General features: G+C 63.0%; 26 protein-coding genes. 9 read left to right on the plus strand and 17 right to left on the minus strand.

The genetic code is table 11. The features are described from left to right. Positions 1–638 (minus strand): oxidoreductase (locus VKM35_RS09440; protein ID WP_324320750.1); only part of this gene is annotated, 638 nt, incomplete at its 3' end. A 79-nt stretch (positions 639–717) separates the two neighbouring features. Then, a complete protein-coding gene (locus VKM35_RS09445; protein ID WP_324320751.1) occupies positions 718–1,299 on the minus strand; it encodes a TetR/AcrR family transcriptional regulator in 582 nt (193 codons plus the stop codon). A gap of 238 nt (positions 1,300–1,537) precedes the next feature. On the opposite strand from VKM35_RS09445, the gene VKM35_RS09450 reads away from it, so the two are divergent. Together VKM35_RS09450 and VKM35_RS09455 are read left to right on the plus strand one after the other, a co-directional pair. Then, entirely contained in the window at positions 1,538–2,419 is an 882-nt protein-coding gene (locus VKM35_RS09450; RefSeq protein WP_324320754.1) for an AraC family transcriptional regulator, read from the plus strand. A gap of 57 nt (positions 2,420–2,476) precedes the next feature. Continuing rightward, positions 2,477–4,213 carry a serine hydrolase gene (locus VKM35_RS09455; RefSeq protein ID WP_324320756.1) on the plus strand — a complete coding sequence of 579 codons (1,737 nt, stop codon included), beginning with the start codon at positions 2,477–2,479 and terminating at the stop codon, positions 4,211–4,213. A 213-nt stretch (positions 4,214–4,426) separates the two neighbouring features. Here VKM35_RS09455 and VKM35_RS09460 read toward each other — a convergent pair whose 3' ends face one another. Next, the gene (locus VKM35_RS09460; RefSeq protein WP_324320758.1) at positions 4,427–5,062 is read right to left on the minus strand and encodes an isochorismatase family protein; all 636 of its coding nucleotides are present in this window, start codon (positions 5,060–5,062) and stop codon (positions 4,427–4,429) included. Between the two features lie 116 nt (positions 5,063–5,178). On the opposite strand from VKM35_RS09460, the gene VKM35_RS09465 reads away from it, so the two are divergent. Then, positions 5,179–6,102 carry a LysR family transcriptional regulator gene (locus VKM35_RS09465; RefSeq protein ID WP_324320760.1) on the plus strand — a complete coding sequence of 308 codons (924 nt, stop codon included), beginning with the start codon at positions 5,179–5,181 and terminating at the stop codon, positions 6,100–6,102. On the opposite strand, the gene VKM35_RS09470 is transcribed toward VKM35_RS09465, so the two are convergent. The 8 genes from VKM35_RS09470 to VKM35_RS09505 all read right to left on the minus strand — a co-directional run bounded on the left by VKM35_RS09470 (position 6,084) and on the right by VKM35_RS09505 (position 11,251). After that, positions 6,084–6,377, minus strand: a complete 294-nt coding sequence (locus VKM35_RS09470; protein WP_324320762.1) for a hypothetical protein — start codon at positions 6,375–6,377, stop codon at positions 6,084–6,086. The genes VKM35_RS09465 and VKM35_RS09470 overlap by 19 nt on opposite strands. Before the next feature lie 41 nt (positions 6,378–6,418). Further along, a complete protein-coding gene (locus tag VKM35_RS09475; RefSeq protein WP_324320765.1) occupies positions 6,419–7,636 on the minus strand; it encodes a TraB/GumN family protein in 1,218 nt (405 codons plus the stop codon). Between the two features lie 110 nt (positions 7,637–7,746). Continuing rightward, positions 7,747–8,628, minus strand: coding sequence for a carbon-nitrogen hydrolase (locus VKM35_RS09480; protein WP_324320766.1), 882 nt, complete (start codon positions 8,626–8,628; stop codon positions 7,747–7,749). Next, positions 8,625–9,656: an agmatine deiminase family protein gene (locus tag VKM35_RS09485; RefSeq protein WP_324320768.1), complete on the minus strand. Its 1,032-nt coding sequence runs from the start codon at positions 9,654–9,656 to the stop codon at positions 8,625–8,627. The genes VKM35_RS09480 and VKM35_RS09485 overlap by 4 nt, the downstream gene beginning before the upstream one ends. Next, on the minus strand, positions 9,656–9,991 hold the full coding sequence (locus tag VKM35_RS09490; protein WP_324320770.1) for a hypothetical protein: 336 nt from the start codon (positions 9,989–9,991) through the stop codon (positions 9,656–9,658). The genes VKM35_RS09485 and VKM35_RS09490 overlap by 1 nt, the downstream gene beginning before the upstream one ends. Positions 9,992–10,135: 144 nt before the next feature. Continuing rightward, positions 10,136–10,261 carry a type B 50S ribosomal protein L36 gene (gene ykgO / locus VKM35_RS09495; RefSeq protein WP_005913193.1) on the minus strand — a complete coding sequence of 42 codons (126 nt, stop codon included), beginning with the start codon at positions 10,259–10,261 and terminating at the stop codon, positions 10,136–10,138. 101 nt (positions 10,262–10,362) lie between these two features. Further along, the gene (locus VKM35_RS09500) at positions 10,363–10,989 is read right to left on the minus strand and encodes a TetR/AcrR family transcriptional regulator (protein WP_324320772.1); all 627 of its coding nucleotides are present in this window, start codon (positions 10,987–10,989) and stop codon (positions 10,363–10,365) included. A gap of 4 nt (positions 10,990–10,993) precedes the next feature. Continuing rightward, positions 10,994–11,251, minus strand: a complete 258-nt coding sequence (locus VKM35_RS09505; protein WP_324320775.1) for an acyl-CoA-binding protein — start codon at positions 11,249–11,251, stop codon at positions 10,994–10,996. 155 nt (positions 11,252–11,406) lie between these two features. Here VKM35_RS09505 and VKM35_RS09510 point away from each other — a divergent pair, with 155 nt between their 5' ends. Beyond that, a complete protein-coding gene (locus VKM35_RS09510) occupies positions 11,407–13,395 on the plus strand; it encodes an SDR family oxidoreductase (RefSeq protein WP_324320776.1) in 1,989 nt (662 codons plus the stop codon). A 288-nt stretch (positions 13,396–13,683) separates the two neighbouring features. Here the strand turns inward: VKM35_RS09510 and VKM35_RS09515 are convergent, their stop codons facing one another. The 3 genes from VKM35_RS09515 to VKM35_RS09525 form a co-directional block, all read right to left on the minus strand. Continuing rightward, positions 13,684–14,652, minus strand: a complete 969-nt coding sequence (locus tag VKM35_RS09515; RefSeq protein ID WP_324320778.1) for a restriction endonuclease — start codon at positions 14,650–14,652, stop codon at positions 13,684–13,686. A gap of 198 nt (positions 14,653–14,850) precedes the next feature. After that, positions 14,851–15,429 (minus strand): phasin family protein, encoded by a 579-nt coding sequence (locus tag VKM35_RS09520; RefSeq protein WP_324320780.1) that lies wholly within the window; start codon positions 15,427–15,429, stop codon positions 14,851–14,853. A 119-nt stretch (positions 15,430–15,548) separates the two neighbouring features. Beyond that, the gene (locus tag VKM35_RS09525; RefSeq protein ID WP_324320781.1) at positions 15,549–16,805 is read right to left on the minus strand and encodes a patatin-like phospholipase family protein; all 1,257 of its coding nucleotides are present in this window, start codon (positions 16,803–16,805) and stop codon (positions 15,549–15,551) included. Positions 16,806–16,883: 78 nt separating this feature from the next. Here VKM35_RS09525 and VKM35_RS09530 point away from each other — a divergent pair, with 78 nt between their 5' ends. Next, complete coding sequence (locus tag VKM35_RS09530; RefSeq protein ID WP_324320782.1) at positions 16,884–17,612, plus strand: FFLEELY motif protein; 729 nt, start codon at positions 16,884–16,886, stop codon at positions 17,610–17,612. Here the strand turns inward: VKM35_RS09530 and VKM35_RS09535 are convergent. After that, a complete protein-coding gene (locus tag VKM35_RS09535; protein ID WP_324320783.1) occupies positions 17,588–17,863 on the minus strand; it encodes a polyhydroxyalkanoic acid system family protein in 276 nt (91 codons plus the stop codon). The two genes, VKM35_RS09530 and VKM35_RS09535, sit on opposite strands and share 25 nt — an antisense overlap. A 115-nt stretch (positions 17,864–17,978) precedes the next feature. On the opposite strand from VKM35_RS09535, the gene VKM35_RS09540 reads away from it, so the two are divergent. Further along, positions 17,979–18,872, plus strand: a complete 894-nt coding sequence (locus tag VKM35_RS09540) for an FHA domain-containing protein (protein ID WP_324320784.1) — start codon at positions 17,979–17,981, stop codon at positions 18,870–18,872. Here the strand turns inward: VKM35_RS09540 and VKM35_RS09545 are convergent. Further along, on the minus strand, positions 18,832–19,473 hold the full coding sequence (locus VKM35_RS09545) for a sulfite oxidase heme-binding subunit YedZ (RefSeq protein WP_414636612.1): 642 nt from the start codon (positions 19,471–19,473) through the stop codon (positions 18,832–18,834). The two genes, VKM35_RS09540 and VKM35_RS09545, sit on opposite strands and share 41 nt — an antisense overlap. Continuing rightward, entirely contained in the window at positions 19,464–20,426 is a 963-nt protein-coding gene (gene msrP, locus VKM35_RS09550; protein ID WP_324320785.1) for a protein-methionine-sulfoxide reductase catalytic subunit MsrP, read from the minus strand. The genes VKM35_RS09545 and msrP overlap by 10 nt, the downstream gene beginning before the upstream one ends. A 77-nt stretch (positions 20,427–20,503) precedes the next feature. Between msrP and VKM35_RS09555 the strand changes: the two genes are divergently transcribed. The 3 genes from VKM35_RS09555 (at position 20,504) to pheA (ending at position 26,029) form a co-directional block, all read left to right on the plus strand. Next, entirely contained in the window at positions 20,504–23,662 is a 3,159-nt protein-coding gene (locus tag VKM35_RS09555; RefSeq protein WP_324320786.1) for a PAS domain S-box protein, read from the plus strand. A gap of 96 nt (positions 23,663–23,758) precedes the next feature. Then, positions 23,759–24,844: a 3-phosphoserine/phosphohydroxythreonine transaminase gene (gene serC / locus VKM35_RS09560; RefSeq protein WP_324320787.1), complete on the plus strand. Its 1,086-nt coding sequence runs from the start codon at positions 23,759–23,761 to the stop codon at positions 24,842–24,844. 3 nt (positions 24,845–24,847) lie between these two features. Beyond that, positions 24,848–26,029, plus strand: coding sequence for a prephenate dehydratase (gene pheA, locus VKM35_RS09565; protein WP_324320788.1), 1,182 nt, complete (start codon positions 24,848–24,850; stop codon positions 26,027–26,029).

A 26,029-nucleotide genomic window follows, 5' to 3' on the forward strand; every position in this document is an offset into this window, starting at 1 on the left:
TTTGCCATCACCTTGGCGATTACCTTGTCCACTCCCGCGCGGGCTTCGCGATACTCCTCAAGCTTCGCATCGGGCGCGAGCAAGTTCGCGTCGAACTGGGTCTTGGTGTAGGCGGGCTCGATCACCGACACCCGGATGCCCATGGTGCGCAATTCGTGGTCGAGCGACTCCGAGTAGCCTTCAATCGCATGCTTGGTGGCGGCATAGAGCGCTCCGTACGGCATGGGCAGAAATCCGAGCACCGATCCGATGTTGATGATGCGCCCCGACCCCTGGCGACGCATGTGCGGCAGGACGGCGCGCGTCATTCGGAGGAGCCCGAAGAAATTGGTTTCGAAGACCGCCTTGGCTTGTTCGATCGAGCTCTCTTCGGCGCCCCCTGGTGCGACGCCGAAGCCGGCGTTGTTCACCAGCAAGTCGATACGGCCTTCCCGCCGGATGAGTTCGCTGACGGCGGCGGCGACCGACTCATCGCTGGTGACGTCGAGCGGCAGCATGGCGAAGTTCTGTTGGCCCGACACAGCGCCGCGTCGGCTGGTGCCGTAAACGGTGTAGCCGGCATCGGCGAGTCGCGAGGCCGTGGCCTGGCCGATGCCTGATGAGGCGCCGGTGACGAGGGCAATGGATTTCTTGTTCATGGCAGTTCCTTCGTGGGCGGTATATATGATGTTCGTCATATTTATGGGCCGCGCAAAGACGCGCGGTTTCCAATCGGCGTCAGTTCTTGGATGGAGCGAGATGCTTCAGCACGGACTTGCGCAGGGCATCGGAAAGCTTGGCATCGTCGACCGCGCGTGCCAGTGCCAGTGCTCCGACCATCGTTGCGATGGTGACCAAGGCGCGTTCATGCGCGATCGGCTGCCCCCAGTCGGGGGATTGCCGGGAAACCAGATCGATCATCTCCTTGATGCGACGGGTGGCGGCGCGCCTGACTTCCGGTGCCTGCCGCGGCATCTCCGAGCAAAGCGCGGCGGTGGCGCAGCCAGTTTCGATCGCTTCGACATGTTCCTTGGAGAGATAGGCTTGAATCATGGCCTGGAGCGCTTGCTGCGGCGGCATGCTCGCGGTGATTCGCTGCATCTCCGCCACGGCATCGCCACCGGCACGGTCGGCAGCCTCGGCGAGCATCGCTTCGCGCGAATCGAAATGGGCGTAGAAGCCGCCGTGGGTCAGGCCGGCCTCCTTCATGATGTCGGCGACGCCAGTACCGTTGTAGCCGCTGCGCCGAATAGCGCGCGCGGCGGCGTCGACGATGCGTTCGTGGCTGGCTTCCTTGGATCGGGAGGTGGCTCGTTTCATATGATGATCATCATATTAAATTATTGAGCGAGATGCAAGCCCCCCATTCCGGCCGCTTGAAGCTGCTGGACCAGGACCTCTGGCCGGTACACCGACATCCTCTTCTTTCCGGTAGCGGACGCGGCAAAACTCGGAACGCAGTTCTGGGTGTCCGCTCTCGGCCCAATGCCGACGCGTCGAACTCCGGCCCTGATACCTCCTAGAATGGTTGCTTCACCGGCATCGCTTTCTTGGCCCTATGACGCGAAACGTTTTCGAGCACGACCAGTTTCTCGGTGCGCGTCAGACGACATGGCGTACGTCCGAGTTCTCGGTGTCGCAGTTGGTGCCCACGGTGCCGGAAGACGGCGTCGTCGAGCACGCGCACGCGGAAGCGCATTTCGTCCTGGTGCTGGAGGGAGACTATGTGTCTTCCGCCCGCGGACTGGCAGGCGCCAACAAGGTCTCGAGCACACGTGCCGGGCCGATTCTTGTTTACAACCCGCCGGGGACTTTGCATCGGGATCGCTTTCGCAGCGAGTCCGGCCGGTTCGTCACCGTGTCACTTTCGCTGGCGGCGCAGCGTGGATTGGAAGAAGTCCTGATCCTGCCCGACTACGCCATGACGCCTGGTCCGGCAGCGTTGCAGGCGGCGCTGCGGCTGATCCACGCCGATGACGACGGCGCGTTGGCGCTGGAATCGCATTGTGTGGAACTGATGACTGCCACGGCGACGCGTTACGAGGAGGTCTGCGAGCAGGCTCCGCGCTGGCTGCTTCGGGCACGCGACTGTTTGAATGACGATCCCGAAAGCTCTTTTGCACTGGCCGAAATCGCTCACGCCTGCGGCGTGCATCCGGTGCATCTGGCGCGCGCGTTCCGCAGACATTTCGGCTGCTCACCCGGTGCTTACCGGCGTCGCCTGCGTCTGAACCGTGCCGCGGCGATGTTGACCGCCGACTCGGCCGACATGAGCGAGATCGCGATTCGTTGCGGATACTTCGACCAGGCACACTTTTCGCGCGCCTTCACCGAGGCTTTTGGTTTGCCACCAGGTAGCTACCGCCAGCGTGCCAAGTCGGCACAGAGGCTGCCAGGTTCAATCCGTACAAGATCGACGCCGGTTTCGTACGCACAATGACCTCAGACCGGATCGCCGTCGCGATCGGGATTTGCCATTCATCCTGAGGAGTTGTTGATGCGCGCTGGCCTGCTTTGCCTGTTGCTGCTGCTTTCCGTGCCCGCTGCTGCTGCGGCTCCACCCGACCTCGTCGGGTTGTGGGGCAACGAAACAGTGTCCGGCCCGCTTCTGGCTGGCGCCATTACGGTGGACGGGCGACAAACACCGTGGCGGGCCAGTGTCGGCGGCCTGTCTGTCACCGTCGAGCGCGATGGCGATGCGGTTAGTTTTGCCATGCCGGGTGGGCAGGGGCACTTCAGGGGCCAGCTTGTCGACGGTGACATCAATGGCTTCTGGATCCAGCCAGCCGGCCTGACGCTTGCCAGTGCGTACGCCACGCCGGTGGTTCTGGCGCATGGCCACAGCCAGGTCTGGGTGGGGCAGGTGAGTCCGTTGCCGGATCGGGTGACGCAGTACCTGGAGATCCGGCGCAAGCCAGACGCCTCGCTGCAGGCATTCCTGAGCAACCCCGAGTACAACTTGGGTCGCGGTCGCGCTTATGACGTGCACGTGGACAATGACGCCGTTGTGTTGACCGATCCCAAGCGCAAGGGCTGGGCCTTGAACGGCCGTTTCGACGAAGAGACTGATCAACTGCGCGTGGACTGGCAGGGGATCGCGGTGTTTCCGTTCACGCGGCGCGATCGCGAGCATGCGCTCGGCTATTACGTAACGACCCCGGCCGACATGGACGACGCGTATCGCGTGCCGGTTCCCGTTGATGATGGCTGGACCACGGCCGCGCTGGGAGCGGTGGGCATGCGGGTCGCGCCGATGACCGAATTGCTGCAGCATGTGCAGACCATCGCCACGCCCGAGCCTGGGCATCCACAGGTGCACGGTTTGTTGGTAGCGCGACACGGCAAGCTGGCGTTCGAGGCCTACTTCCACGGCTATTCGCGCGAGCAGGCTCACGACACCCGTTCCGCCGGGAAGTCCTTCGCATCACTGCTCGTTGGCATGGCGATCGATCACGGCGCGAAACTATCGGCGCAGACGCCGGTGCTTCCCTTGTTTCCCGAGTACCAAAAACTGCAGCATGTTGATGCGGCCAAGCGCGCCATCACCGTAGGCGACTTGATGAGCATGAGCTCCGGCTTGGCCTGCGATGACAACGCCGGAGACTCACCTGGCGCCGAAGACAAGATGCAAGGCCAGCAAGACCAGCGCGATTGGTATCGCTACACGCTGGACCTGCCGATGACCCAGGCTCCGGGCGCGGACAAGGCGGTGTACTGCTCGGCCGGCATCAATCTGCTTGGTGGCGTAGTCCGTCACGCCACGGGTCGCCGACTCACCGAACTGTTCCGCGACTGGATCGCCGGCCCGATGCAGATGCGCGGCTATCACCTCAATCTGACGCCGGACGACGATGCCTACCTGGCCGGCGGCATTCAGCTGCGTCCACGCGACATGCTCAAGCTGGGGCAGTTGTATCTGGATGGCGGCGTCTGGCACGGACAGCGTCTGGTGGACTCGCGCTGGATCGATGCGTCCGTCGCTCGGCACAGCACATTCGGCCCCAACCACGACTATGGCTATGCCTGGCATCTGCACAGGTTCCGAGTACAGAACCACGACTATCGCGTGTACGCGGCCGAGGGTAATGGCGGCCAATTCGTGATCGTGGTCCCGGAGTTGGATCTGGTCGTGGCCATCACCGCCGGCAGCTACGGTGAGTTCTCTACCTGGTATCAGCTGCAGGATCTTGTCAGCGACTACATCATTCCCGCCGCGCTGCCCGCGGCGCGGTGAATCCACAGCCCGGCATTGAAGCGTCGCAGCAGCGCCATGCGTACGACGTTGCAAACGCCGATCTCGACACTCCGGACCCCGTTCGGTCAGCGGGCACGGAGGCAGAATGACTTCTCAAGCGTCCGCATCTTTCCGGTTGCGGACGAGGGGAGCTCGGAGCCACGTTCTGGATGACCGCTCACGACCCAAAGTGGGCATCCCGAAAGAATGGACCTACCCCACGCTTTTCTGCGCCGTGTCGTAGCTCTCCATCAACGCCCCGTACGAGGGAACGATGTGGTCGATCATGACCTTCGCGAAATCCATCGCTTCCGGGCGATTCCAGGTGTTCATCAACTCTGACATCACCGCGAAGGTGTCGATCGGCATCGCGCCCGCTTGCGTGACCCGGGCAATGGTGAGGTTGGTTGCCATCTGCGAGTGGTTACCTGAGGCATCCACAATGCAGAACACTTTGTACCCTGCGGCAAGGGCGCTGAGTGCGGGGAAAGCCATGCAAATACTCGTGAGCGTGCCTGCGATGAGCAGTGTCTTCCGCTTGGTTTTCTCGATGGCTTCGACAAAGGGGCGGTGATCCCATGCGTTGATCGGCCCAACGCGCGGAACGTGCACCGCATCGGGGTTGCTCTGATGAATCTCGGGAATGATCGGACCATTCGGACCGTCGGGAACAGATGCCGTCGTGATGGTCGGGATCTTCGCGATATGCGCCGCCTTCGCTAGCGTCGTCACGTTATTGCGGAGGGTCGTGTACTCCATGTCACGAACCAACTGGAACAATCCGCTCTGATGGTCGATCAGCAGCAGGACGGCATCGTTCACGTCGATCATCCACTTGTTGGCGGTCATGTCATTTCCTTGGTGTTGGGCACGGGGGGTGCGGGCAATGTCCGCATTTAGTCAGTTGCGCGGTGCGGCATAAACTCGCAAAGTGTCAATTGACTATTTCCTTTATTGGAACAATGATGTCCATCGACCTGGTTGCCTGCATGCGCGTCTTCACGGCTGTGGTCGAGGCAGGAAGCTTCGCCGGCGCAGCGGACAAACTCGACTTGTCGCGAGGCATGGCCACGCGCTATGTGGCGCAACTCGAGGAGCACTTGGGCGTTCGACTGCTCAACCGCACGACGCGCAAGGTCTCGCTCACCGAAGCGGGGAACGACTACAACGAACGAGCCATCCAGGTCTTGACCATGATCGCGGAGGCCGAGAATTCGATAGCGCAGAGGACTTCCGTTCCGCGCGGAATCCTGAGGGTGAGCTCATCGAATGCGTTTGGCGCCCGTCACCTGGGCCTGGCGATCACGAAATACCTGCAGAAATATCCGGGCGTTCAAATTGATCTCACGCTCAACGACCGGGTGGTCGACCTGATCGAGGAAGGTTTCGACCTCGCGATTCGCGTCGCGACTAGGATCGATCCGGGACTCGTTGCACGCAAGCTCGCGCGCTCGCGCCTCGTGGTCTGCGCGTCCCCTGGCTATTTGCAGAAGCATGGCGTGCCAAGCGTGCCCGGGGACCTCGTTCACCACCATTGCCTGACTTACGCCTACGTGAGCTCACCCAACGAATGGCGCTTCAGGCGCAATGGCGTCGAGCAACGAATTCCCGTGTCGGGCGGTCTGCGCGCCAACAGTGGCGACATCCTGCGCAACGCCGCCGCTGAGGATCTCGGAGTGACGCTCCAGCCGGATTTCCTGGTCTTCGAGGCGTTACACGAGGGCAAGCTGGCACGGATCCTCGCGGACTGGGAAACCGACGAGCTCGGTGTATTTGCCGTTTACCCGAATCGCAAGTTCCTGCCGCCCAAGGTGCGCAACTTCATCGACTTCCTTGTTGAGCGTTTCGGGCCCGAACCATATTGGGATGTTCAAATTGGCGCGAGCTGATAATTGACGGCATCGGCTCGCCACATCGACTTTCTCGGTTCCGGTTCCGGTTCCGTTTTCGATGTCCGCTTTTGGCCGATAGCAGCGGCTATCAACGGCAGCACGACTTGCTCGAGTGTCCGCTTTCGACCCGGAGCGGTCATTCGATTTGGTCGCTGCGTCTGGTCCGTTAGCTCTTGATAGCGCGCCGCTTCAACCACGAGCGCGAAGGCTGCCGCTGCTTTCGATTCGGAACAAGAACTTTCGGTCGGCAACAACAACAGCACGCTGATCACTCGTTGCTGCGACTAGGGCCTGACGTCATGCAGCGCGGGTATCAGATCAGCTTGCCAATGATCGCCGCGCCGGCGATCCACACGCCGATCATCGTGCCGATATTGGTCAGCAGGAAATTGAGCAGGGTGCGCGTGACGCGATTGCGCCACCAGCCGGTGAAGTGGCTGGCGTCGTCGCGCACGGCGAGGAAATCGGCATAGGTCGGGCGGCGCAGCCAGGCTTCGACGAAGGCGCTGAAGGTTCCGGCCGGCACGCCGGGATGGAAGGGTTTCAGTGGCGCCATGATCATCGCGGTGAGGATGCTCAGCGGGTGCCCGCCGGCGAGCAGGCAACCCAGCCCAGCGAGCAGGCTGGTGGCGAGCAGCCACTGCATCAGCAGACCGACGCCGAGCTCCGCGCCGCCATGCCAGAAACCCCAGGCGATGGCGCTGGCGAACAAGGCGGTGATTGCGAGCGTGAACCAAGGCACGCGGCTTTTCTTCGGCAGCGTGTCGAGTTCGGCCAGCATTGCTTCGGTCGGTTCCTGATCGCTGCGCAGATGTTCGGCGAGGCCTTTCAGATGCCCGGCGCCGACTACCGCCAGCACTTCCCGCGCGGAACCGTTGCCGATCAACGCGCGCAATTTCGCCGCCATGTAGCGGTCGCGTTCGGCGATCACCGCTTCGAACAATTGCGGCGTCTGCGCCGCGAACTCGCCGAAGCTCGACTCGAGCATGTCGCCTTCCTTGAGTTTTTCGATCTCGCCTTCTTCGACCTGGTCGTTGACGAACAGGCTGCCGGCGAGACCGGTCATCAATTTGCTGCGGCCCCAGAAACCTAGCTTGCCCCAGGCACGGCGCAGGGTCGTACCGACATCGCGGTCGATCACCACCAGGCCGAGATCGAGTTTTTTCGCGCCGAGCGCAGCGGCCTTGAGTTCGGCGCCGGGTTCGACGCCGAGTTGTTCGGCGAGGCGGCGTTGATACGCGGCCAGGGCAAGATTGGCAGCGACCAGGCCGGTCTTTCCTTCGCGGATGATCTGGAACAAGTCGAGCTTGTGCAGCATGTCCGGTTCGGTGAGCGCGCGCAGGCGATTGCTGTCGAGTTCGATCGCGATCGTGTCGTAGGCGCCGCTGGCGACTTCCGCCTCGACGACCTCAACACTCGCTTTGGAAATATGCGCGGTGCCGAGCAAGGTGAAGCGCACGCCGTCGCGTTCGACGATTTCATGCGGCTGGTCGAGCAGGGCGGGCGTGGTGGTCGGCGCGGAAGAGGTCATGGGGGTCGATGCGAAAGGAGAGGCGGGCAGGGCGTCGTTGCCGCGCGCTGCGATGATGTCGGTGCTGGATAGATAGATGCGGGCCGGTCGGTCCGTTTCAATCGCTATTTTCAGTCGCGATAGCGCTTGAGCAGATCCTGGTAGGCATCGATGCGGCGGTCGCGCAGGAAGGGCCAGATCCGGCGCACGTGTTCGCTACGTGCGAGATCGATTTGCGCGATCAGCAACTCGGGCGCGTCGATGTTGGCTTCCGCAAGGAATTCGCCCTGCGGTCCGAGCACATGACTGCTGCCCCAGAAGCGGATGCCGCTGGTGCCCAACGGCGAGGGCTCGAGGCCGACGCGATTGCAGCTGAGTACCGGCAAACCATTGGCGACCGCGTGGCCGCGATGGCTGAGGATCCAGGCGCCGCGCTGGCGATCTTTTTCATCCTGCTGGTCATCGGGATCCCAGCCGATCGCGGTGGGATACAGCAGCAGTTCGGCACCAGCCAGTGCCATCAAGCGTGCGCCTTCCGGATACCACTGATCCCAGCAGACCAGCACGCCGAGGCGGCCGACGCTGGTATCGATCGGATGAAAGCCGAGATCGCCAGGCGTGAAATAGAATTTTTCGTAGAAGCCAGGGTCGTCCGGGATATGCATCTTGCGGTACTTGCCGACCAGGCGGCCGTCGGTTTCGAACACGACGGCGGTGTTGTGGTACAGCCCGGCGGCGCGGCGCTCGAACAGCGAACCGACGATCACCACGCCGTGTTTTTTCGCGAGCGCGCCGAGGCGTTCGGTGCTTGGGCCGGGGATCGCTTCGGCACGATCGAATTCGGCGACGCTTTCGTGCTGGCAAAAATACGCGCCGTTGTGCAGCTCTTGCAAAAGCACCAGGCGCGCGCCGCGGGCGGCGGCTTCGGCGACGCGCGTTTCGATCATCGCGAGATTGGCGTCGACGCTGCCGTGATCGATCTCCTGGACCAGGGCGACGGTGAGGATGGTCATGCGAGCAAACCTTCGGGAAGCTGCATCGTGATGCAGTGCAGGCTGCCGTTCTGCCAGATCAGCGAACGACAGGGAATGGCGACGATCTCGTGGCCGGGGAATGCCTTGGCCAGCACCGCGGCGGCTGCCGCATCGGCGGCATCGTCATAGGCTGGCATCAGTACCGCGTCGTTGATGATCAGAAAATTGGCGTAGGACGCGGCGAGGCGACGGCCTTCGTCAAGCACCGGCTTTGCCCACGGCAGTTCGAACAATCGGTACGGATTGCCGGCGCGAGTACGAAACGCCGCGAGTTCGGCCGCCATCGCCTGCAGCTCGGCGTAGTGCGAATCCGTGGGGTCGTCGCAGCCTTGATAGACGATGGCATCGGGACCGGCGAAGCGAGCGAGAGTATCGATGTGGGCGTCGGTATCGTCACCTTCGAGATAGCCGTGATCGAGCCAGAGCGTGCGGTCCTGGCTCAGCCAGGTCTGCAGCTTGCCGGTGATGTCGTCGCGACTGGCGTCGGGATGGCGCTCGTGCAGGCAGGTCCAGGTCGACAGCAGCGTGCCGGCGCCGTCGGTTTCGATGCCGCCGCCTTCGAGCGCGAAATCGATGCGCCGATGGCGGGCGCCGCGGAACAGGCCACGATCGAACAAAGTGGAGACGATCTGGTCGTCGAGCCCGGCTTCGAACTTCCCGCCCCAGGCGGTGAAGTGGAAATCGAGCATCAGGAAGCCGTCGTCTTCGCGCAGGGTGATCGGGCCGGAGTCGCGCAGCCAGGTGTCGTCGTAGGGGAGTTGTTCGAAGCGGATGCGATCGATGTCGACGCCGACGGCGCCAAGGCGATCACGGGCCCGGGCTTCAAGTGCGGCGTCGGCGACGCAGATCAGCAGGCGCTGGCGGCGGCTGATCGCCGCAACCAGGGCGACATAGGTGTCTTCGACCTGGGCCAGACGATCGGCCCAGTCGGTGCCGGCATGCGGCCACGCGATCAGGACGGCGGACTGGAGCTCCCATTCCGCCGGAAAACGCGGGGACGGGTTCATCAGTGGTTGACGGGCGCCGGACCGATCTCTTCCGGCTTGGCCTTGATCATCACGGCGTCGACGACGTGGTTGTATTCGAAGTAGACGTTGAAGTTGGCGTAGGCCCAGCGCGTGATCGGCGGGTTGCGCTTGCGCGAGCCGGGGCCGGCGATGGCGGGGTATTTCTGCTGCGGGGCGCCGAATTTTCCTTCGACCTGGGCCATGGAGTTGCCGCGCTTGGGCAGAGCGTTGCCCTGCTCGGATTTGACGCGGTCGACCAGCAGGGTTTCGGCTTGGGCGCCTGCGGCGACCAGCAGGCCTAGGGACATCGCCAGAAAAATCGTCGTGCGCTTCATGGGGTTGCTCCGCTGATGGGGGGATACGGACCGCTGTGGAAGGGGGATTCTGTCAAATCCGTTCCGGAATGACTAATCCGGGCCCGGAAAACGAAAACGCCGGCATCAGCCGGCGTTTCCAGTGCAACTCCGCAAACCCTGCGCTTAGCGCTGGCGGGCCTTGAAACGCGGGTTGGACTTGCAGATCACGAAGACCTTGCCGCGACGGCGGACGACCTTGCAGTCGCGATGGCGGGTCTTCGCCGACTTGAGGGACGACAGGACTTTCATGGCAGATTCCTAGAACGGCTAACAAAAGAGGCGGAAGTATAGGCGAGAAAAAGAGCGCTTGCAATACAAGCACTTGCAAAAATCCCCCGAGCCGGCATGGGTTAGCGCAGGTAGGCCTTGGTCAGGGTGTTGAGGTGCATGCGCTCCTCGTCGCGCATGAACGGCGCGACCAGCATCATCACCTGGACGATGCCCAGGCGGATGGCCTCCTGCTCGTCCTTGTCGCCGCGGACGCTGGCGTAATTGAGCCAGAACGTGGCCAGTACCAGGATATTGGTGGCGGTGCCCTCGATCTCGGCGGCCGAGGCCCGCATCACTCCGGCCTGCACCAGCCCGCGCATCACACCGGTGGCATTGGCGGCAGCACGTTTGAGGATGCGCGCGAAGCGCATGCGCAGATGGCGGTTGCGGCTGAGGATGTCGACCAGGTCGCGATACAGGAAGCGATATTCCCAGATGCATTCGAACACAAGGTGCAATTGCAGCCAGATGTCCTCGAGATTGGGCAGGCGGCCTTCAGGGGCGACCAGCGCCGAATCCATGCGCTCTTCATAGCGCTGGAACAGCTGCTCGATGATGTCGTCCTTGTTGCGGAAGTGGTAGTAGAGATTGCCTGGGCTGATCTCCAACTCGTCGGCGATGTGATTGGTGGTGACGTTGGGCTCGCCCTGTTCGTTGAACATGGCGAGCGAGGTGTCGAGAATCCGTTGGCGGGTCTGCCTCGCCATTGCCTCAGCCGACCAGTTTCTTGACCAGATCGACGTATTTCTTCATCGCCTGCTCGGAATCGGTGCCCTGCATTTTTTCCCAGGCTTCGTACTTGGCCGTGCCGACGAAATCGAAGAAGCCCGGCTTCGGGCCTTTGACGTCGCCTTCCGATCCCTGCTTGTAGAGGCCGTACAGGCGCAGCATCGTGTCGTTGTCGGGCCGATCGGCGAGGCCCATGATGTCCTTGGAGGCTTTTTCAAACTGGGCTTTCAGGTCAGCCATGGCGGCACGTCTCGGCAGTGGACAGGATTTCGTGATAACACGCCCCCCCATGTCGGTCAACGAGTCGTCAACAGTGTTTGTCAGCGCGTCCGAGGTCTGGCAATTTAGCCACTCTTGGCTGGCGTGGCTGGCTATCGATCGGGGTGGGGAAAATCATGAGCTATTTCGTCACGGGCGCGACCGGCTTCGTCGGCCGGTTCCTGGTCAGCAAACTGCTCAAGCGCAAAGGCACGATCCACGTGCTGGTGCGCAAGGGTTCGGAGAAGAAGCTCGACGCGATTGCCGAGAAGATGGACTGGGATCGCAGCCGCATCGTCGTGGTCACTGGTGACCTGGCCAAACCCAAACTCGGTCTGACCGCAGCGCAGATCAAGGCGCTCAACGGCAAAGTCCTGCACTTCTTCCATCTTGCCGCCATCTACGATCTGTCGGCCGATGCCGAATCGCAGAAAATCGCCAACGTCGAAGGCACCCGCCATGCGGTGCAGCTCGCCACCGCGATCAAGGCCGGATGTTTCCACCACACCAGTTCGATCGCCGCCGCCGGCCTGTATCCGGGCGTGTTCCGCGAAGACATGTTCGACGAAGCCGAGGGCTTGTCCGATCCCTACTTCCGCACCAAACACGATTCCGAAGGCCTGGTGCGCAAGGAATGCAAGGTTCCTTATCGTATCTATCGTCCTGGCGCGGTGGTGGGGCATTCGCAGACTGGCGAGATCGACAAGATCGACGGCCCCTACTATCTGTTCACCCTGATCAAGAAAATGCGCCAGGCATTGCCGCAGTGGATGCCGACGCTTGGCATCGAGGGCGGCCGCATCAATATCGTGCCGGTGGATTTCGTCGTCGATGCGATGGACCACATCGCGCACAAGAAAGGCCTGGACGGACACTGCTTCCATCTGGTCGATCCAAACCCGCAGCGCATCGGCGAAGTACTCAACATCTTCTGCCGTGCCGCGCATGCGCCGGAAATGACCATGCGCCTGGATGCGCGCATGCTCGCGGTAGTGCCGAGCGCGGTGCGTGGTGCCGTGCTCAACCTGCCGCCGGTGAAGCGTTTTACCAGCATGCTGCTCAAGGACCTGCGCCTGCCGCCGCAGACGCTGAAACTGATCACTTATCCAACGCGCTTCGACAGCCGCGAAACCGAGCGCGCGCTCAAGGGCAGCAAGATCGCCGTGCCGGATCTGGAAAGCTACGCCTGGCGTCTTTGGGATTTCTGGGAGCGGCACCTCGATCCGGATCTGTTCGTCGATCGCTCGCTGCGCGGCAAGGTCGAGAACAAGGTCGTGCTGATCACCGGCGGTTCTTCGGGTATCGGCCGGGCATCGGCGCTGAAGGTCGCAGAAGCCGGTGCGAAAGTGATTATCGTCGCCCGCGGCGAGGAAGAGCTCACCAAGACGCGCGATGAAATCCTCGCTCTCGGCGGCAAATGCTGGGCGTATACCTGCGACCTCACCGATCTCGCGTCCTGCGACGAACTGGTCAAGAAAGTGCTGCACGACCACAAGCACGTCGACGTGCTGGTCAACAACGCCGGCCGCTCGATCCGCCGCTCGGTCGAGGCCAGCTACGATCGTTTCCACGATTACGAACGCACCATGCAGCTCAATTATTTCGGCTGTCTGCGCCTGATCATGGGTTTCCTGCCGGGAATGACGCAGCGGCACAAAGGACACATCATCAACATCAGCTCGATCGGCGTGCTGGCGAGCTCGCCGCGATTCTCCGCGTACGTGGCGTCGAAGGCGGCACTCGATGCTTTCAGCCGCTGCGCCCAGGCCGAGTTCAGCGGCAAGAACATCGCCTTCACCACGGTCAACATGCCGTTGGTGAAAACGCCAATGATCGCGCCGACCAAGATGTACGACTCGATCCCGACGCTGTCGCCGGAAGAAGCCGCCGATCTGGTCGTCAAGGCGATCATCGAACGCCCGAGCCGCGTCGCCACGCGCATGGGTATTTTCGCGGCCACGTTGAATGCGCTGGTGCCGAAGGCCTACGAAGTGATCATGAACACCGCGTTCGAGATGTTCCCGGACTCGGCCGCGGCCAAGGGTGATCGCAAGGCACTCAGGAGCGAGCAGCCGAGCAGCGAACAGATCGCCTTCGCCGCCCTCATGCGCGGCGTGCATTGGTAGAAACTCTGGCGTTTACGACATGCCATGAATGGCATGTCGTGCCAGAGTTTCTGAGGAGGCAGGATGCCGACTGGAGCCTGCGCCAGGGATGGCAATTCGCCCGGAAGATAGACGTCGTTCACGACATGCCCAAAGGCATGTCGTGACGGGATTTCTGTGGAGGCAGGACGCCGACCGGAGCCATCGCCAGGGATGGCAATTCGCGAAATGGTTCGACATTGCCTGAGCAAATAAAAAACCCGCGCCAGGCGCGGGTTTTTCTTTTCCGACAATGCAGCAATAGCGCAGTTACTGACACTGCCGCCAGCGCACGGGTATCGTCGAATTCATCGGCGGGTCGAGCTGCACGCGCGTGTAACGCAGCTCTTCGTACTGGGTGAGGATGCGGCAAATCTCCTGAGTGAGTTCCGTGTCCTTCTCGTCGGTGGTCTTGAGCGACACCATCAAGGTCGATTGCGTGGACCAACCCGCCGAAGCGATCTGCGATATCAGGCCGACCTTGCTGGCGGCTTCGGCACGGCGCTGGTTGCGCTCGGCGTCGGTCATCTTCGCCACTTCCGCCAGCGCCGCCGCGGCGGCGTTGACTTCCTTGGCTGTCGGGTCCGCAACGGTCGCAGTCGTTGCGGCCGTCGTCGTCGGGGCAGGAGTCGCATCGGTCTTGATGTCGAAATTCAGCGGATTGCCGATCAGCAGTGCTGCCACGCCGACCAGTACGCTGATGACCGCGCCCGTCCACAGGCCCTTGCGCGTTTTCGCCGCAGCTTCGGCGCGGACACTTTCCAGGATATTGGCAGGCACGTAGTCCTGGACCTTTGGCCACAGCGCGCTGCCGTCGATCAATTCGACGCCATAGCGCCTGGCGACGTCGCGAGCCAGGCCTTCGGCGGACCCCAGCGTCAGCAGGATGCCGCTGGTGGCGCCCTGCAACTGCACGCCGTTGGCGAAGTCGCGGACATTGGCCTCGCCCAGGCGATACGCGGTGCCGTGTTTGTAGCCGAGCAGCACTTGTTCGTTGTTGCGGGTCAGCAGGAATTCGGTGCCGCCGTCGCCAGGTTGCCGCGAGGACGGCGCTTCGCGAAAACCTTCGCGACTCAGAGCTTCAAGCACGAGGCCGACGCACTCGCGCCACTTCATGCCTGCCAGCGAGTTGATGCCGGCTTCGGTCTCCGCTTGGCGGCGCTTGTACACGCCAAACCACCAGCCGGTCGAAGCCAGTCCAAGCACGGTGACGAGGATGGCTACTAACACTGCCGACATGAAGATCTCCCGATTCGCCAAGAGCGCAAGGATAACCCGAGCGCCGTCGCGAAGCAGGACCCGGAAACCTGTTCCCGGAAAGCAGAAACGCCTGGCCGAGGCCAGGCGTCTTGCGGTTTAGAAAGGCCCGCCAGCCGAAGTCGTAAGGGGAGGGATCTAACGAACTTCACGCTGGCTGGCGGGCACAACCGGAATGGTTCAGCCCTTCGGTGCGATCGGCTTCGGCGCCTTCGGCAGCGACTTGCGCGCAGCTTTCTTCGCAGCTTTGGCCGGGGCTTTCTTGGCCGGGGCTTTCTTCACGGCCTTCACGGCCGGCTTGCTGGCGACCGACTTGCCGGACTTCTTGAGTTCGGTGGTCAGCGTGTCGACGCGGGCGATCAGGTCGGACAATTCGTCACGGCCCGGGACGCCGAGGCGATTGAGGGCGCGCTGCACGCGCTCTTCGAAAACTTTCTCGAGACGATCCCAGGTATCGGAAGCGCGCTCACGGACGACGCCGACGCGGTCTTCGACGGCATCACGCACAGCATCGACGCGGCCGGTGGCGAGCTGACGGGTGCTCTTCTCGATGCTCATGCCTTCCTTGACCAGCGCTTCGAACATCTTCGAACCTTCACCCTGCGCGCGATTGAATGCGCCGACACCGGCCATCCAGATCTGCTGCGCGGATTCGACCAGCGAGCGCGACATCTGCTCGGCTTTCGCTTGCAGGTCGGCGGCGTTGTTGGCCTTGCTGCTTGCGGTTTTGGCGCGGACGGTTTTCTTGAGCTTGGCCATGCGAATCTTCCCTCAGAAATTTTGGGCATGAGCCCGGAGTGGCGCCAATCTGACGGCCCTGTCTAGAGCTTTCACACCATAGGCGCGGCTTGCAGGGCGCGGGTCCCCGATGGTTTTCGTCAACGCCGGCGTAGCGATGAACGTGCACGTGAACGTCGCCGTTGTTCGATCAGGTGGCCGACATCATCGAGTGCGCGGCGCAGTCTGGCAGTGGTATCGGTCGGGCGATGCGCTTTGCCCAGGCCATCGACGACGGAACAATCGGGGTCGTCGAGAATCTCGTCGCGCAGGCGCAGCCCGTGTCTTGCCAACACGGGGCCGAGAATCGCGCGCTGTTTTCGCAGGTCCGCCAGCGTGCTCTGGAACGCATGCTCGCAGACGCGCTGACGCGACGAGTAGCTGAAGATGTTGGTGAAAAACATCTCGCCATCGTCCTCGTTCGGTTCGAACACCAACTGATCGACTTCCGGATATTTCTGCGCGTACTTGCCCAAGCCGACCTGCATGCGCGATTGCAGCAGCGTGCGGAAAGTCTGCGACAACACCACTGGCAGGCCGCCGTCGGCGAGCTTGTCCAGGCCTTCCGGCCGGCTGCGGGCACGGCTGGCATTGAACGGCACCAGCGGATTGAGGCCGATCATCAAGTCGACACCATGATCGAGCACGACCGAAGCGTGCATCGTGCGGCGCAGGGCGCCATCGACGAAATGACGGCCGCGGATGTCGACCGGCGGATACAGGCCGGGCAGGGCGGCACTGGCCTGCACGGCACGCGAGATCGGCACGTCGTCCCAACCCGGACCGCCAAAACGCACGGCCTGGCCGTTGTCCAGATCCACCGCGATCACGTAGAGCGGGCGTTCGAGTTCGCGGAAATCGTTGCTGCGGCTGCGGCTGCTGAAAACCTTGCCGAGAAAACGTTCGATTTCGGCATTATTGAAGATGCCGGTCGGGATCAGGCCGCCGAGACGGCTGACGACATCGCTCAGATGCGAGCCGGTCGGATCGGTGAGCAGGTCGCGCCACCATTCGTAAGCAAGTCGCGGCAGATTGGCAGCGCGCGTGAGGTATTCGAGGAAGGCCGGCTGCAGGAAGATATCGGGTCGGAATTTCGCTTCGTGGCTGTCGCCGCTGATGAAGATCCGGTACATCTCGGCGGTATCGAGGCGATTGGCGAGGCCGGCGGCGAGAAAGGCGCCCGAACTCACGCCGACGTAGACCTCCAACCGCGTCAGGTCGATGCCTTCGATCGCCCGGTCCAGCGCACGCAGGGCGCCGAGTTCGTACATGCCGCCGATGGGTCCGCCACCGGCGATCGCGAGGCCGATCCGGCCCTGGCTGCGGGGTGGCTTCCGGGCGGATTGAAGAAGAAGCATGCTATTGGACCCTTGGAAAGCGCCCGGATTGTAGCCCGGCTCGCATTGCGAACAAGGGACGGCAGTCACGGAGCGGGAATGAACCAGCAACTCAGGGAAGGATTGGCGCGACGACTGGCCTGGCAGCAGGCGGTCAATGATCCGGACCGCGAGCCACGCAACCTGCTGCCAACCTTGCCGCTGCTCCGGCAATGGCAGACGCAGAGGTTGACCACCAGCTTCGCCGACTTCCTGGCGACGCCGCACATGCGCCCCGCCGCGGAGTTTTTCCTCAGCGATCTTTACGGCGACCGGGATTTTTCCGCGCGCGATCGCGATGCCGCACGCATCCTGCCCTTGATGGCGCGGATCCTGCCGGAATTCCTGCTGCATGCCGCCAGCGAAGCGATCGAGCTGGCCGTGCTGAGCCATGCCCTCGACCTGCGCCTCGCGGAAGCGCTGGCGAAGCGGCGCAATCCGCTCGCAGCCATTTCCGTCGACGATTACGCCCGCGCCTATCGCGCCACGCGTCTGCCGCGGCTGCGGCGTCATCAGGTCGAACTGATTTTGCGCGTCGGCCAGGCGCTGGATGCGTCCGTGCACAAGCACGGCGTGTTCAAGCTGCTGAAGGCCTCACGGCTGCCGGCGAAACTTGCCGGGCTGTCGGAGTTGCAGGGATTTCTCGAGCGCGGCTTTACCGCGTTCGCCGCGCTCGGTGGCGCCGATGAATTCCTGTCGCGGATCCGCGCGCAAGAGTTGGAAGTGTCGCGGCGCCTGTTCGCGAACGCCGCCGATCCGTTCGCTCAGCCGAATTCTTCGTCCAGATAACGGTTGATCTCACGTTCCACCGGCCCCTGCAACGCCATCAACAGAAAGCCGAGACTGGCCGTGACGTGCACCTGTTTGGCCGTGACCTTGATGTGCCCGCTCACGCCGGGGCGGGAGAAGTTGAGGGTATTGCCGTCCCACTCGCAGGCCACGGCGAATTTTTTGGCGATGTGCTCGGCGACGCGGTCGATGGATTTTTTCGCATCGGCGAGCGGACGGTCGTGTTGGCGCGTGATGTCGATGTTGGGCATGGTCGGCCTCCCTGTCGGCCTTGCGTATCGCGAAGGCCCATTCTGGGGGCAATTGCCGTCGAGACCAACATTGCCGCGCAGACCCTGTGCTAGATTCGCCCGTCGGAGGGTAACGATGCAGCTGACGTTTCCGAACGGCGAACACCCCGGTGTCGCGTTCGACCATGGCGAGATGAGCATAGGCAGCCGCGCTGGCCTGGGGATATCCATTCCCGGACACGGGCTGGCGTCGCACCATGCCAGCATCATTGCCGATCGTCGCGGGCTTTGGCTGCGCGTTCCGCCAGGCACGCCTGGCGTGCATCTCAATGCCCGACCCGTACGCCGCACCGCCTTGCTGCGGGTCGGCGACCAGCTTTGCCTCGAGCAGGTGCAGGTCGTGATCAGCGACAGCCGACCGGAAACCATCGATCGCCACATCCCGCCCGCAGCGCCGCCGGCACTGCCCGAAGCTCAGCACGTCAACGGTGTCCGTGTGGCCTTGCGCGGTGTCTCCGGGCCGCATTTCGGCCGTTGCTTCACCCTGACCGAAGTGCGCGTGGTCGGCCGCGCGAACAATTGCGACATCCATATCGACGATGCGGCGCTGGCCGAACGCCATGCGCAGTTCGAACTGCACGGCGACCGCGTCGTCCTGCGCGCGCTCAGCCCAGGCGAGGGCAGTGTGGTCAATGGCGTGCCGGTGCAGGACGCGGTACTGGCTCCCGGTGATCAGATCACCATGGACCAGCATCGCTTTGTCCTCGAAGGTCCGGGCCTGCCATCGCGCGGCCAGACCGCTGCGGTGCGCATCAGCCCGATGACGCATACGCAGACCTTGCCGGCGGTGAAGGTGCCGCTGGCAGCCGATCGCAACAGCTATCCGGCCGCCGAGGTCGAGGAAGAACGCGAGCCGTTGCCGGCCGCCGGTGCCGATCCCGGCGCCTTGTGGTGGTTGATCGCTGCCGCCGCGGTTCTTGCGGCCGCGCTTACCGCCTTGCTGGTGTACTCGCCGCGGATGGGTGCTTAGCCGCACGACCGCGCCAAGCCGCGATCAGCCTCGTGGCGAACAACACGCCAAGGATAGCCGCGTAAAACAGCGGCTCGCGCTTGTCGGCTTTGACCAGCCAGAAGAAATGCAGAATCGCCAGCAGACCGATCGCGTAGACCGCCTTGTGCAGGCGTCCCCAGTTCCGGCCCAGCCGCTTGATCCATTTTTTGCTCGAGGTGATCGCCAACGGCAACAGCAACAGCCAGGCGGCGAAACCGACGGTGATGAAAGGCCGTTTGACGATGTCGGTGAGGATTTGCGCCCACTCGCCCTGCAGGTCGAGTACCAGATAGATCAGCAAATGCAGACTGGCATAGAAGAACGCGTACAGCCCCAGCAGGCGCCGGAAGCGGATCGGCCAAGGCCGCGAAAGCAAGCGCCGCAACGGCGTCATCGCCAGACTGAAAAGCAGAAAACGCAATGCCCAGCGGCCGCTGCGATGGGTGAGCTCGGCGACCGGATCAGCGCCCAGGCCGCCCTGCATCGCCGCCATGATCATCAAGGCCAGCGGCAGCAATGCCAGCAAGTGCGTCGTTGTTTTTGCGACGAGCCAGCGCGGCTCCGCGAACTTCAAAACCATTTGCGCAGATCCATTCCCGCATAGAGCGACGCCACCTGCGCACCATAGCCATTGAACGGGCGTGTGGCGATGCGCTCGGCGAACAGCTTGCTGGCACTGCCGGCGATGCGGCGTTCGGATTTCTGGCTCCAGCGCGGGTGCGAGACAACGGGGTTCACGTTGGAATAGAACCCGTATTCGCCGGGCGCCGATTTGTTCCAACTGGTGGCCGGCATCGTCTCGGTGAACTCGATCCTGACGATCGACTTGATGCTCTTGAATCCGTATTTCCAAGGCAGCACCAACCGCAGCGGCGCGCCATTCTGGTTGGGCAACGCTTGCCCGTAGAGACCGGTCGCGAGAAAACCCAACGAATGCATGGCCTCGTCGATGCGCAGGCCTTCGCGGTAAGGCCAGGCAAGCACGCCGTCGATGATCGCCGGCATCTGCTGCGGATCGGCGAGGGTGGTGAAGGCAACGAATTTCGCTTTCGATGTCGGCTGAAAATGCGCGAGCACGGTCGCCAGGGGAATTCCCAGCCAGGGGATCACCATCGACCAGCCTTCGACGCAGCGATGCCGATAGATGCGCTCGGACGGTTTCGCCAGTTTGAGGATGTCCTCCAGCGCGAATCGCCCGGTGATCGCCGCTTCGCCGGCGATTTCCACGGACCAGGGGCTCGGCCGCAGGCTGCCGGCGTTGCGCGCGGGATCGTTCTTGCCGGTGCCGAATTCGTAGAAATTGTTGTAGCTGGTCACGTCCGCCAGACGGGTGGGTTCTTCGCCGGTGCGGAAGCCGTCGGCACTGTCGGCCGCGATCCGGTTGGGGATGCCGTCGTTGTCGCGGGAATGGCAGCCGGCGAGCATCAACAACGGTGCGGACAAACCCAGGGCGATGAAATCTCGACGCTGGCGGTAGACACTTTCCGGGGTGATCTCGGAACCGGCGATGTCGGGCCGGGTGCGAATGAGCATGCGGACCTCCTTGGGGCTAGGCGATACCGGGAGCCCCGGCTATCCTCGGGAGACAGAGGGCCCCTCGGGGAGAAGGGATGCGCCTGTTCGAGGCTTTTGCGTCGTCGGAAAGCATCGTCGCCCTGTTGAACGCGGCCGACGGGCGATTTCGCGACGTCAATCCGGCGTTCGAGCGTATCACCGGCTATCGTCGCGACCAGGTGATCGGCCGCACGCCGATGGAAATCGGCCTCTGGAACGACCCGGAATTTCGCGCCGGGTTATGGGAAAGCCTGCGCGTGGAACGGCGGGTGGTGAATGCCGCGACGCTGATCGGTTGTGCCGACGGCCGCGTGCTTCCCGGCCGCCTGCATGTGGAAACGTTGGCGAGCGAGGGCGCGCCGGAAATTTTCTGCCTGTTGCAGATCCTGCCGGACGACAACGAAATCCAGGCGATCCAGCGTCGCGAAATCCTGCATCGGGAAATTTTCCTCAATGCCGCCGAAGGCATTTTCCGCAGCTTGCCCGGCGGCGGTCTAATCGATGCCAATCCGGCGATGGCGCGCATTCTGGGTTATGAATCTCCCGCGCAACTGCTGTTGGCTCTGAGCGTCAGCGCGCGCGCGGTGTATGTCGACGCCGCCGAGGCCGATGAAGTCGTCGGTCTGCTCGCCCGCGATGGCAGCGTCGTGCAAAAACGCGTCCGTGTCCGCCGTCGCGACGGCAGCATGATCTGGGCCCGGCTCAACGCCCGCATGATCCGTGACGAGCAGGGGCAGCCGCGCTTTTACGAAGGTTCGATCGAGGACATCACCGCCCAGGTCGATGCCGAGGAAGCGCTGAAGCAGACGCGGTCGTTGTACCGGGTATTGCTCGACAACAGCCGTGATGGCGTTTTCCTGATCCAGCACGGCAAGGTCTGCTTCGCCAACGAGGCGATGGCGAAGATTCTCGGCTACGTCGCGGAAGATTTGATCGGCATGGACTATTTCCAGCTGATCGATCCCGCCGATGCCGCCGCCCAGCAATCGCGAAGGCAGCAACGCGAATCCGGTTCGCGCGACCTGCAGGTGTACGAGGTGCACATGCGCCGCAAGGATGGCGAGACCATCCTTTGCGAAGTCCGTGCCGATGCCGTCGATTTCCAGGGCGAAATCGCCTCCACCGGCACCTTGCGCGACGTCACGCAGGAGCGGCGCAGCCAGCGCGCGATCATCGAGGCGGAAGCGCGCTATCGCGAGCTGTTCCATGATTCGCCGGCGGGCCTGTTCCGCTCCGGCCTGGACGGCGCGATCATCGAGGTCAATCCGGTAATGGCGAGCATGGCCGGCTACGACAGCGTCGAGCAGTTGCGCGCCGAAGTGAAAGGGATGGGCGATGTCTACGCCATTCCCGAGCAACGCCAGGCCATGCTCGAGCGTGCGTTGCGCGATGGTTATTTCAATGGCGTCGAGATCCAGATCCGCCGCCGCGACAACCGGCGGCACTGGGTCAGCGCCAGCGTGCGGGTGGACCGCGATGCTGCCGGCAATCCGCAATCGTTCACCGGCTCGGTGCTCGATGTCGACAGCCAGCACCAGATGCAGCAGGCGTTGCTGCGTTCGGAGAGCAAATACCGCACGCTGGTCGAGCTCAGCAATGTCGGTGTGTTCATCATCCGCGATTCGTTTTTTGTCTACGTCAACCGCTCGCTGGCGCAGATGCTTGGCTATACCGAGGAAGAACTCACCGGCAAGGATTATTTCCAGTACCTCGCGCCGGAAGCGGTGATGCGCACCACCCGCGACCGCGCCGCCTATCGCGAGGCCGGCAGTATCCCGCAGCATTACGAAACCTGTTTCCTGCACCGCAACGGCGGCCGCGTGTACGTGCAGGTGAGCCTGTCCTCGGTGCAGCTCGACGGCATCGCCCACAGTACCGGCACCATCCTCGACATCACCCGCCAGCGCGAGGCGGAATCGCGGCTGCGTTTCCACGCAACCCACGATCCGCTGACCGGACTGCCGAACCGCGCGTTGTTCAATCGTCGCCTCGCCGAGCGATTGGCACCGGAAGATCGGCGTGGTCGCAATTCCTATGCGGTGATCTTTCTCGATCTCGACGGCTTCAAGTGGGTCAACGACAGTCTGGGTCACAGCGCCGGAGACCGTTTATTGCTGGAAATCGCCCGTCGCCTGGAAAACGAATTGATCCAGGACGTGCTGATCGCGCGCTACGGTGGCGATGAATTCACTTTGCTGCCCGAGGGGCCCTGCGATTACGAGCGCGCGGTCGGGATCGCCAGACGCGTGATCGATTTGTTTGAGCAACCGTTCGAGATCGGCGGGCAGCAGGTGTTTTCCGCCGCCAGCCTGGGCATCGTGCTGGGCCGTTCCGACTACGAATCACCCGATCAGGTGCTGCGCGATGCCGACACTGCGATGTACCGGGCCAAGGCCGCGGGCAAATCGGGCTTCGTGGTGTTCGACGAGGAAATGCACACGCAGGCCAGGGCGCGCCTGCGCCTGGAAACCGATTTCCGACTGGCGTTCGAGCGTTCGGAGTTCCTGCTTTATTACCAGCCGATCGTCGAGCTGACATCGGGCCGCCTGGTCGGTGCCGAAGCGCTGGTGCGCTGGCGCCATCCCGAGCGCGGCATTCTCTCGCCGGGCGAATTCCTGCCGGTCGCCGAGGAAACCGGCCTGATCACCGGCCTCGATGCCTGGGTGATGGGCGAAGCCTGCCGGCAGCTTTCACGCTGGCGGCGCCTGAGCCAGGTGCCGGAAGCCTTCGTGATCAATGTCAATGTCGATGAGCGGCAGATGGCGTCCAAGGAAATGCTCGACGATGTTTTCAACCTGCTGCACACCTTCAAGCTGCCGGCCGGGCGTCTGCGCCTGGAGGTGACCGAGACGGTGTTCCGCTCCGGCCGCAAGCATGCCGAAGCGCAGCTCGGCGCGCTCAAAGCGCTGGGCGTGGGCCTGGCGGTCGATGATTTCGGCACCGGCTATTCCTCGCTGGAGTCGTTCGCGGCGTCGCCGTTCGATGCGCTGAAGATCGACCAGATCTTCGTGCGCGATCTCGCCACCAATCCGCGGCACCGGGCGATCGTGCGCACCATCATCGGTTTCGCCAAGGATCTGGGCCTGCTGCTGACCGCCGAAGGCATCGAGGACGAAGACCAGCGGCAGCTGCTGATCGAACTCGGCTGCGAGTTCGGACAGGGCTATCTGTTCGCGAAACCGCTGTCGCCTGAGGAATTCGAGCAGCGGCTCTAGGGGCGTTCGCACAGACTCGGATTTCGCACCGTTGCGCCTCTCCCGGCGCGACGGAATGCCGTGCTAGCCTGCCATCATTCCTGTCGAGGTTTTTTCATGTCGCGTGCCTTCAATTTCAGCGCCGGCCCCGCCGCGTTGCCCGAATCGGTTTTGCAGCAAGTCCAGGCGGAAATGCTCGAATGGCGGGGCGAACGCGCCTCGGTCATGGAGGTCAGTCATCGCGGTCAATCCTTCATCGACTGCGCCGCCGAAACCGAGCGCGACCTTCGCGAACTCATGGGCATTCCCGATGACTACGCCGTATTGTTCGAACAAGGCGGCGCCACCACACTGGCCGCGTTGCTGCCGCTGAATCTGGCCGGCCCCGACGCCACCGCCGATTACCTGCTCACCGGCCATTGGGGCGAAAAAGCCCTTGAAAACGCCAGGCCCTCGATCGGCACGCACGTCGTCGCCAGCAGCAAGGACAGCGGCTACAAGAGCATCGCCGAACGTGCCAGCTGGCAGCTCAGCGAGGACGCCGCGTATTTCCACTACACGCCCAACGAAACGATTCATGGCGTTGAATTCCACGATATTCCTGACGTCGGCAACACGCCGCTGGTCGCCGATTTTTCCTCCAGCCTGCTTTCGCGCCCGATCGATGTTTCCCGCTTCGGCGTGATCTACGGCGGTGCGCAGAAGAATCTCGGCCCGGCCGGTATCGTCATCGTGATCGTGCGCAGGGACTTGCTCGGCAAGCACGGCCGCAAGTTGCCGCCGATCTTCGAGCTGGAAAATCAGGCCAAGAACGACTCCATGTTCAATACACCGCCGACCTTCTCCTGGTACGTGGTCGGCCTGGTGCTGAAGTGGTTGAAGGCGCAGGGTGGTGCCGCAGCCATGGAAGTGCAGAATCGCCGCAAGGCAGAAATCCTGTACGGCGCCATCGACGGTTCCGGCGGTTATTACCGCAACGAGGTGGCCACCGCGTGCCGCTCGCGCATGAACGTGCCGTTTTTCCTCGCCAATCCCGAGCTCGACAAGGCCTTCCTCAAGCAGGCCGAGGCAGCCGGGCTGCTTGGCCTCAAGGGCCACCGCGCTCTGGGCGGTATGCGCGCGTCGATCTACAACGCGATGCCGGTCGAAGGGGTGCAGGCTCTGGTAGGTTTCATGGCTGATTTCGCCCAACGCAACGGATGAGTGATGAGCAGCCAGGACAAGGGAAAGAAGCCGGCGGCCAAGGCCGCGGGCAAACCGGCAAAGAAAGCTGCGAAAAAGACGGCGAAAGCGGCTGAGCCGGCCGTCGCCGCACCGGTGTTGTCGGAGGTGCGCGCCCATATCGACGGCATCGACAAGCAGATCCAGTCGCTGATTTCAGAGCGCGCGCGCTTCGCCCAGCAGGTCGGCCGCGCCAAGGGGCCATTGAAGGCCGCGGTCGATTATTACCGGCCCGAGCGCGAATCGCAGGTGCTGCGGCAGGTGCTCGACCGCAATGATGGCCCGCTCAACGATGAAGTGTTGCTGCGCCTGTTTCGCGAAATCATGTCGGCCTGCCTGGCGCAGCAGGAGCCGCTGAAGATCGGATTCCTCGGTCCGGAAGGCACCTTCTCGCAACAGGCGGTGATCAAGCATTTCGGCCATTCCGCGCGCGGCCTGCCGCTGGCGAGCATCGAAGAAGTGTTCCAGGAAGTCGAAGCCGGGCATGCCGATTTCGGCGTGGTACCGGTGGAAAACTCCGGGCAGGGCACGATCCAGTCGACGCTGGACATGTTCCTGACCTCGAATCTCAAGATCTGCGGCGAAGTCGAGCTGCATGTACACCAGCACCTGATGTCGCGCACCGGCCGGCTTGAGGACATCGAACGCGTCTACTCGCATCCGATGTCGTTGGCGCAATGCAAGACCTGGTTGCGTCAGAACCTGCCGAAAGCGGAAAAGATTCCCGTCGCCAGCAATGCCGAGGCGGCGCGGCGTGCGCGCACGGCTGACGATGCGGCAGCGATTGCGGGTGAGTCCGCCGGACACGTCTATGGGCTGAAAATCGTTTCCGGCCCGATCGAGGACCGCCCCGACAACACCACGCGCTTCCTCGTGCTGGGCCGCGAACTGTTCACGCCCTCAGGCCACGACCGCACGTCCTTGCTGGTGTTCGTGCGCGACCAGCCCGGCGCGCTCTACAACGTGCTCAGTCCGTTTGCGAAATACGGCGTCAGCATGAATCGCATCGAATCGCGGCCCTCGCATACGGGGCGTTGGCAGTACGCGTTTTTCATCGACGTCAGCGGGCATGTCGAAGAAGAGAAGGTGGAAAAGGCGCTGTCGGAGCTCGGCGATTACGCCGCCGACGTGAAGATCCTGGGCTCCTATCCGGTGGCCTTGCTCTGA

This window comes from Arenimonas sp. (genome assembly GCF_035312645.1).
Classification (GTDB): Bacteria; Pseudomonadota; Gammaproteobacteria; order Xanthomonadales; family Xanthomonadaceae; genus Arenimonas.

Coding starts and splice junctions, on each gene's coding strand:
- VKM35_RS09475 (WP_324320765.1), bottom strand. CDS start 7,636: ATGACCTCTTCCGCGCCGACCACCACGCCCGCCCTGCTCGACCAGCCG.
- VKM35_RS09530 (WP_324320782.1), top strand. CDS start 16,884: ATGAACCAGCAACTCAGGGAAGGATTGGCGCGACGACTGGCCTGGCAG.
- VKM35_RS09480 (WP_324320766.1), bottom strand. CDS start 8,628: ATGACCATCCTCACCGTCGCCCTGGTCCAGGAGATCGATCACGGCAGC.
- VKM35_RS09545 (WP_414636612.1), bottom strand. CDS start 19,473: ATGGTTTTGAAGTTCGCGGAGCCGCGCTGGCTCGTCGCAAAAACAACG.
- VKM35_RS09465 (WP_324320760.1), top strand. CDS start 5,179: ATGTCCATCGACCTGGTTGCCTGCATGCGCGTCTTCACGGCTGTGGTC.
- VKM35_RS09455 (WP_324320756.1), top strand. CDS start 2,477: ATGCGCGCTGGCCTGCTTTGCCTGTTGCTGCTGCTTTCCGTGCCCGCT.
- VKM35_RS09515 (WP_324320778.1), bottom strand. CDS start 14,652: ATGTCGGCAGTGTTAGTAGCCATCCTCGTCACCGTGCTTGGACTGGCT.
- VKM35_RS09445 (WP_324320751.1), bottom strand. CDS start 1,299: ATGAAACGAGCCACCTCCCGATCCAAGGAAGCCAGCCACGAACGCATC.
- serC (WP_324320787.1), top strand. CDS start 23,759: ATGTCGCGTGCCTTCAATTTCAGCGCCGGCCCCGCCGCGTTGCCCGAA.
- VKM35_RS09555 (WP_324320786.1), top strand. CDS start 20,504: ATGCGCCTGTTCGAGGCTTTTGCGTCGTCGGAAAGCATCGTCGCCCTG.
- VKM35_RS09485 (WP_324320768.1), bottom strand. CDS start 9,656: ATGAACCCGTCCCCGCGTTTTCCGGCGGAATGGGAGCTCCAGTCCGCC.
- VKM35_RS09535 (WP_324320783.1), bottom strand. CDS start 17,863: ATGCCCAACATCGACATCACGCGCCAACACGACCGTCCGCTCGCCGAT.
- ykgO (WP_005913193.1), bottom strand. CDS start 10,261: ATGAAAGTCCTGTCGTCCCTCAAGTCGGCGAAGACCCGCCATCGCGAC.
- VKM35_RS09520 (WP_324320780.1), bottom strand. CDS start 15,429: ATGGCCAAGCTCAAGAAAACCGTCCGCGCCAAAACCGCAAGCAGCAAG.
- VKM35_RS09510 (WP_324320776.1), top strand. CDS start 11,407: ATGAGCTATTTCGTCACGGGCGCGACCGGCTTCGTCGGCCGGTTCCTG.
- VKM35_RS09500 (WP_324320772.1), bottom strand. CDS start 10,989: ATGGCGAGGCAGACCCGCCAACGGATTCTCGACACCTCGCTCGCCATG.
- VKM35_RS09490 (WP_324320770.1), bottom strand. CDS start 9,991: ATGAAGCGCACGACGATTTTTCTGGCGATGTCCCTAGGCCTGCTGGTC.
- VKM35_RS09540 (WP_324320784.1), top strand. CDS start 17,979: ATGCAGCTGACGTTTCCGAACGGCGAACACCCCGGTGTCGCGTTCGAC.
- VKM35_RS09460 (WP_324320758.1), bottom strand. CDS start 5,062: ATGACCGCCAACAAGTGGATGATCGACGTGAACGATGCCGTCCTGCTG.
- msrP (WP_324320785.1), bottom strand. CDS start 20,426: ATGCTCATTCGCACCCGGCCCGACATCGCCGGTTCCGAGATCACCCCG.
- pheA (WP_324320788.1), top strand. CDS start 24,848: ATGAGCAGCCAGGACAAGGGAAAGAAGCCGGCGGCCAAGGCCGCGGGC.
- VKM35_RS09525 (WP_324320781.1), bottom strand. CDS start 16,805: ATGCTTCTTCTTCAATCCGCCCGGAAGCCACCCCGCAGCCAGGGCCGG.
- VKM35_RS09450 (WP_324320754.1), top strand. CDS start 1,538: ATGACGCGAAACGTTTTCGAGCACGACCAGTTTCTCGGTGCGCGTCAG.
- VKM35_RS09505 (WP_324320775.1), bottom strand. CDS start 11,251: ATGGCTGACCTGAAAGCCCAGTTTGAAAAAGCCTCCAAGGACATCATG.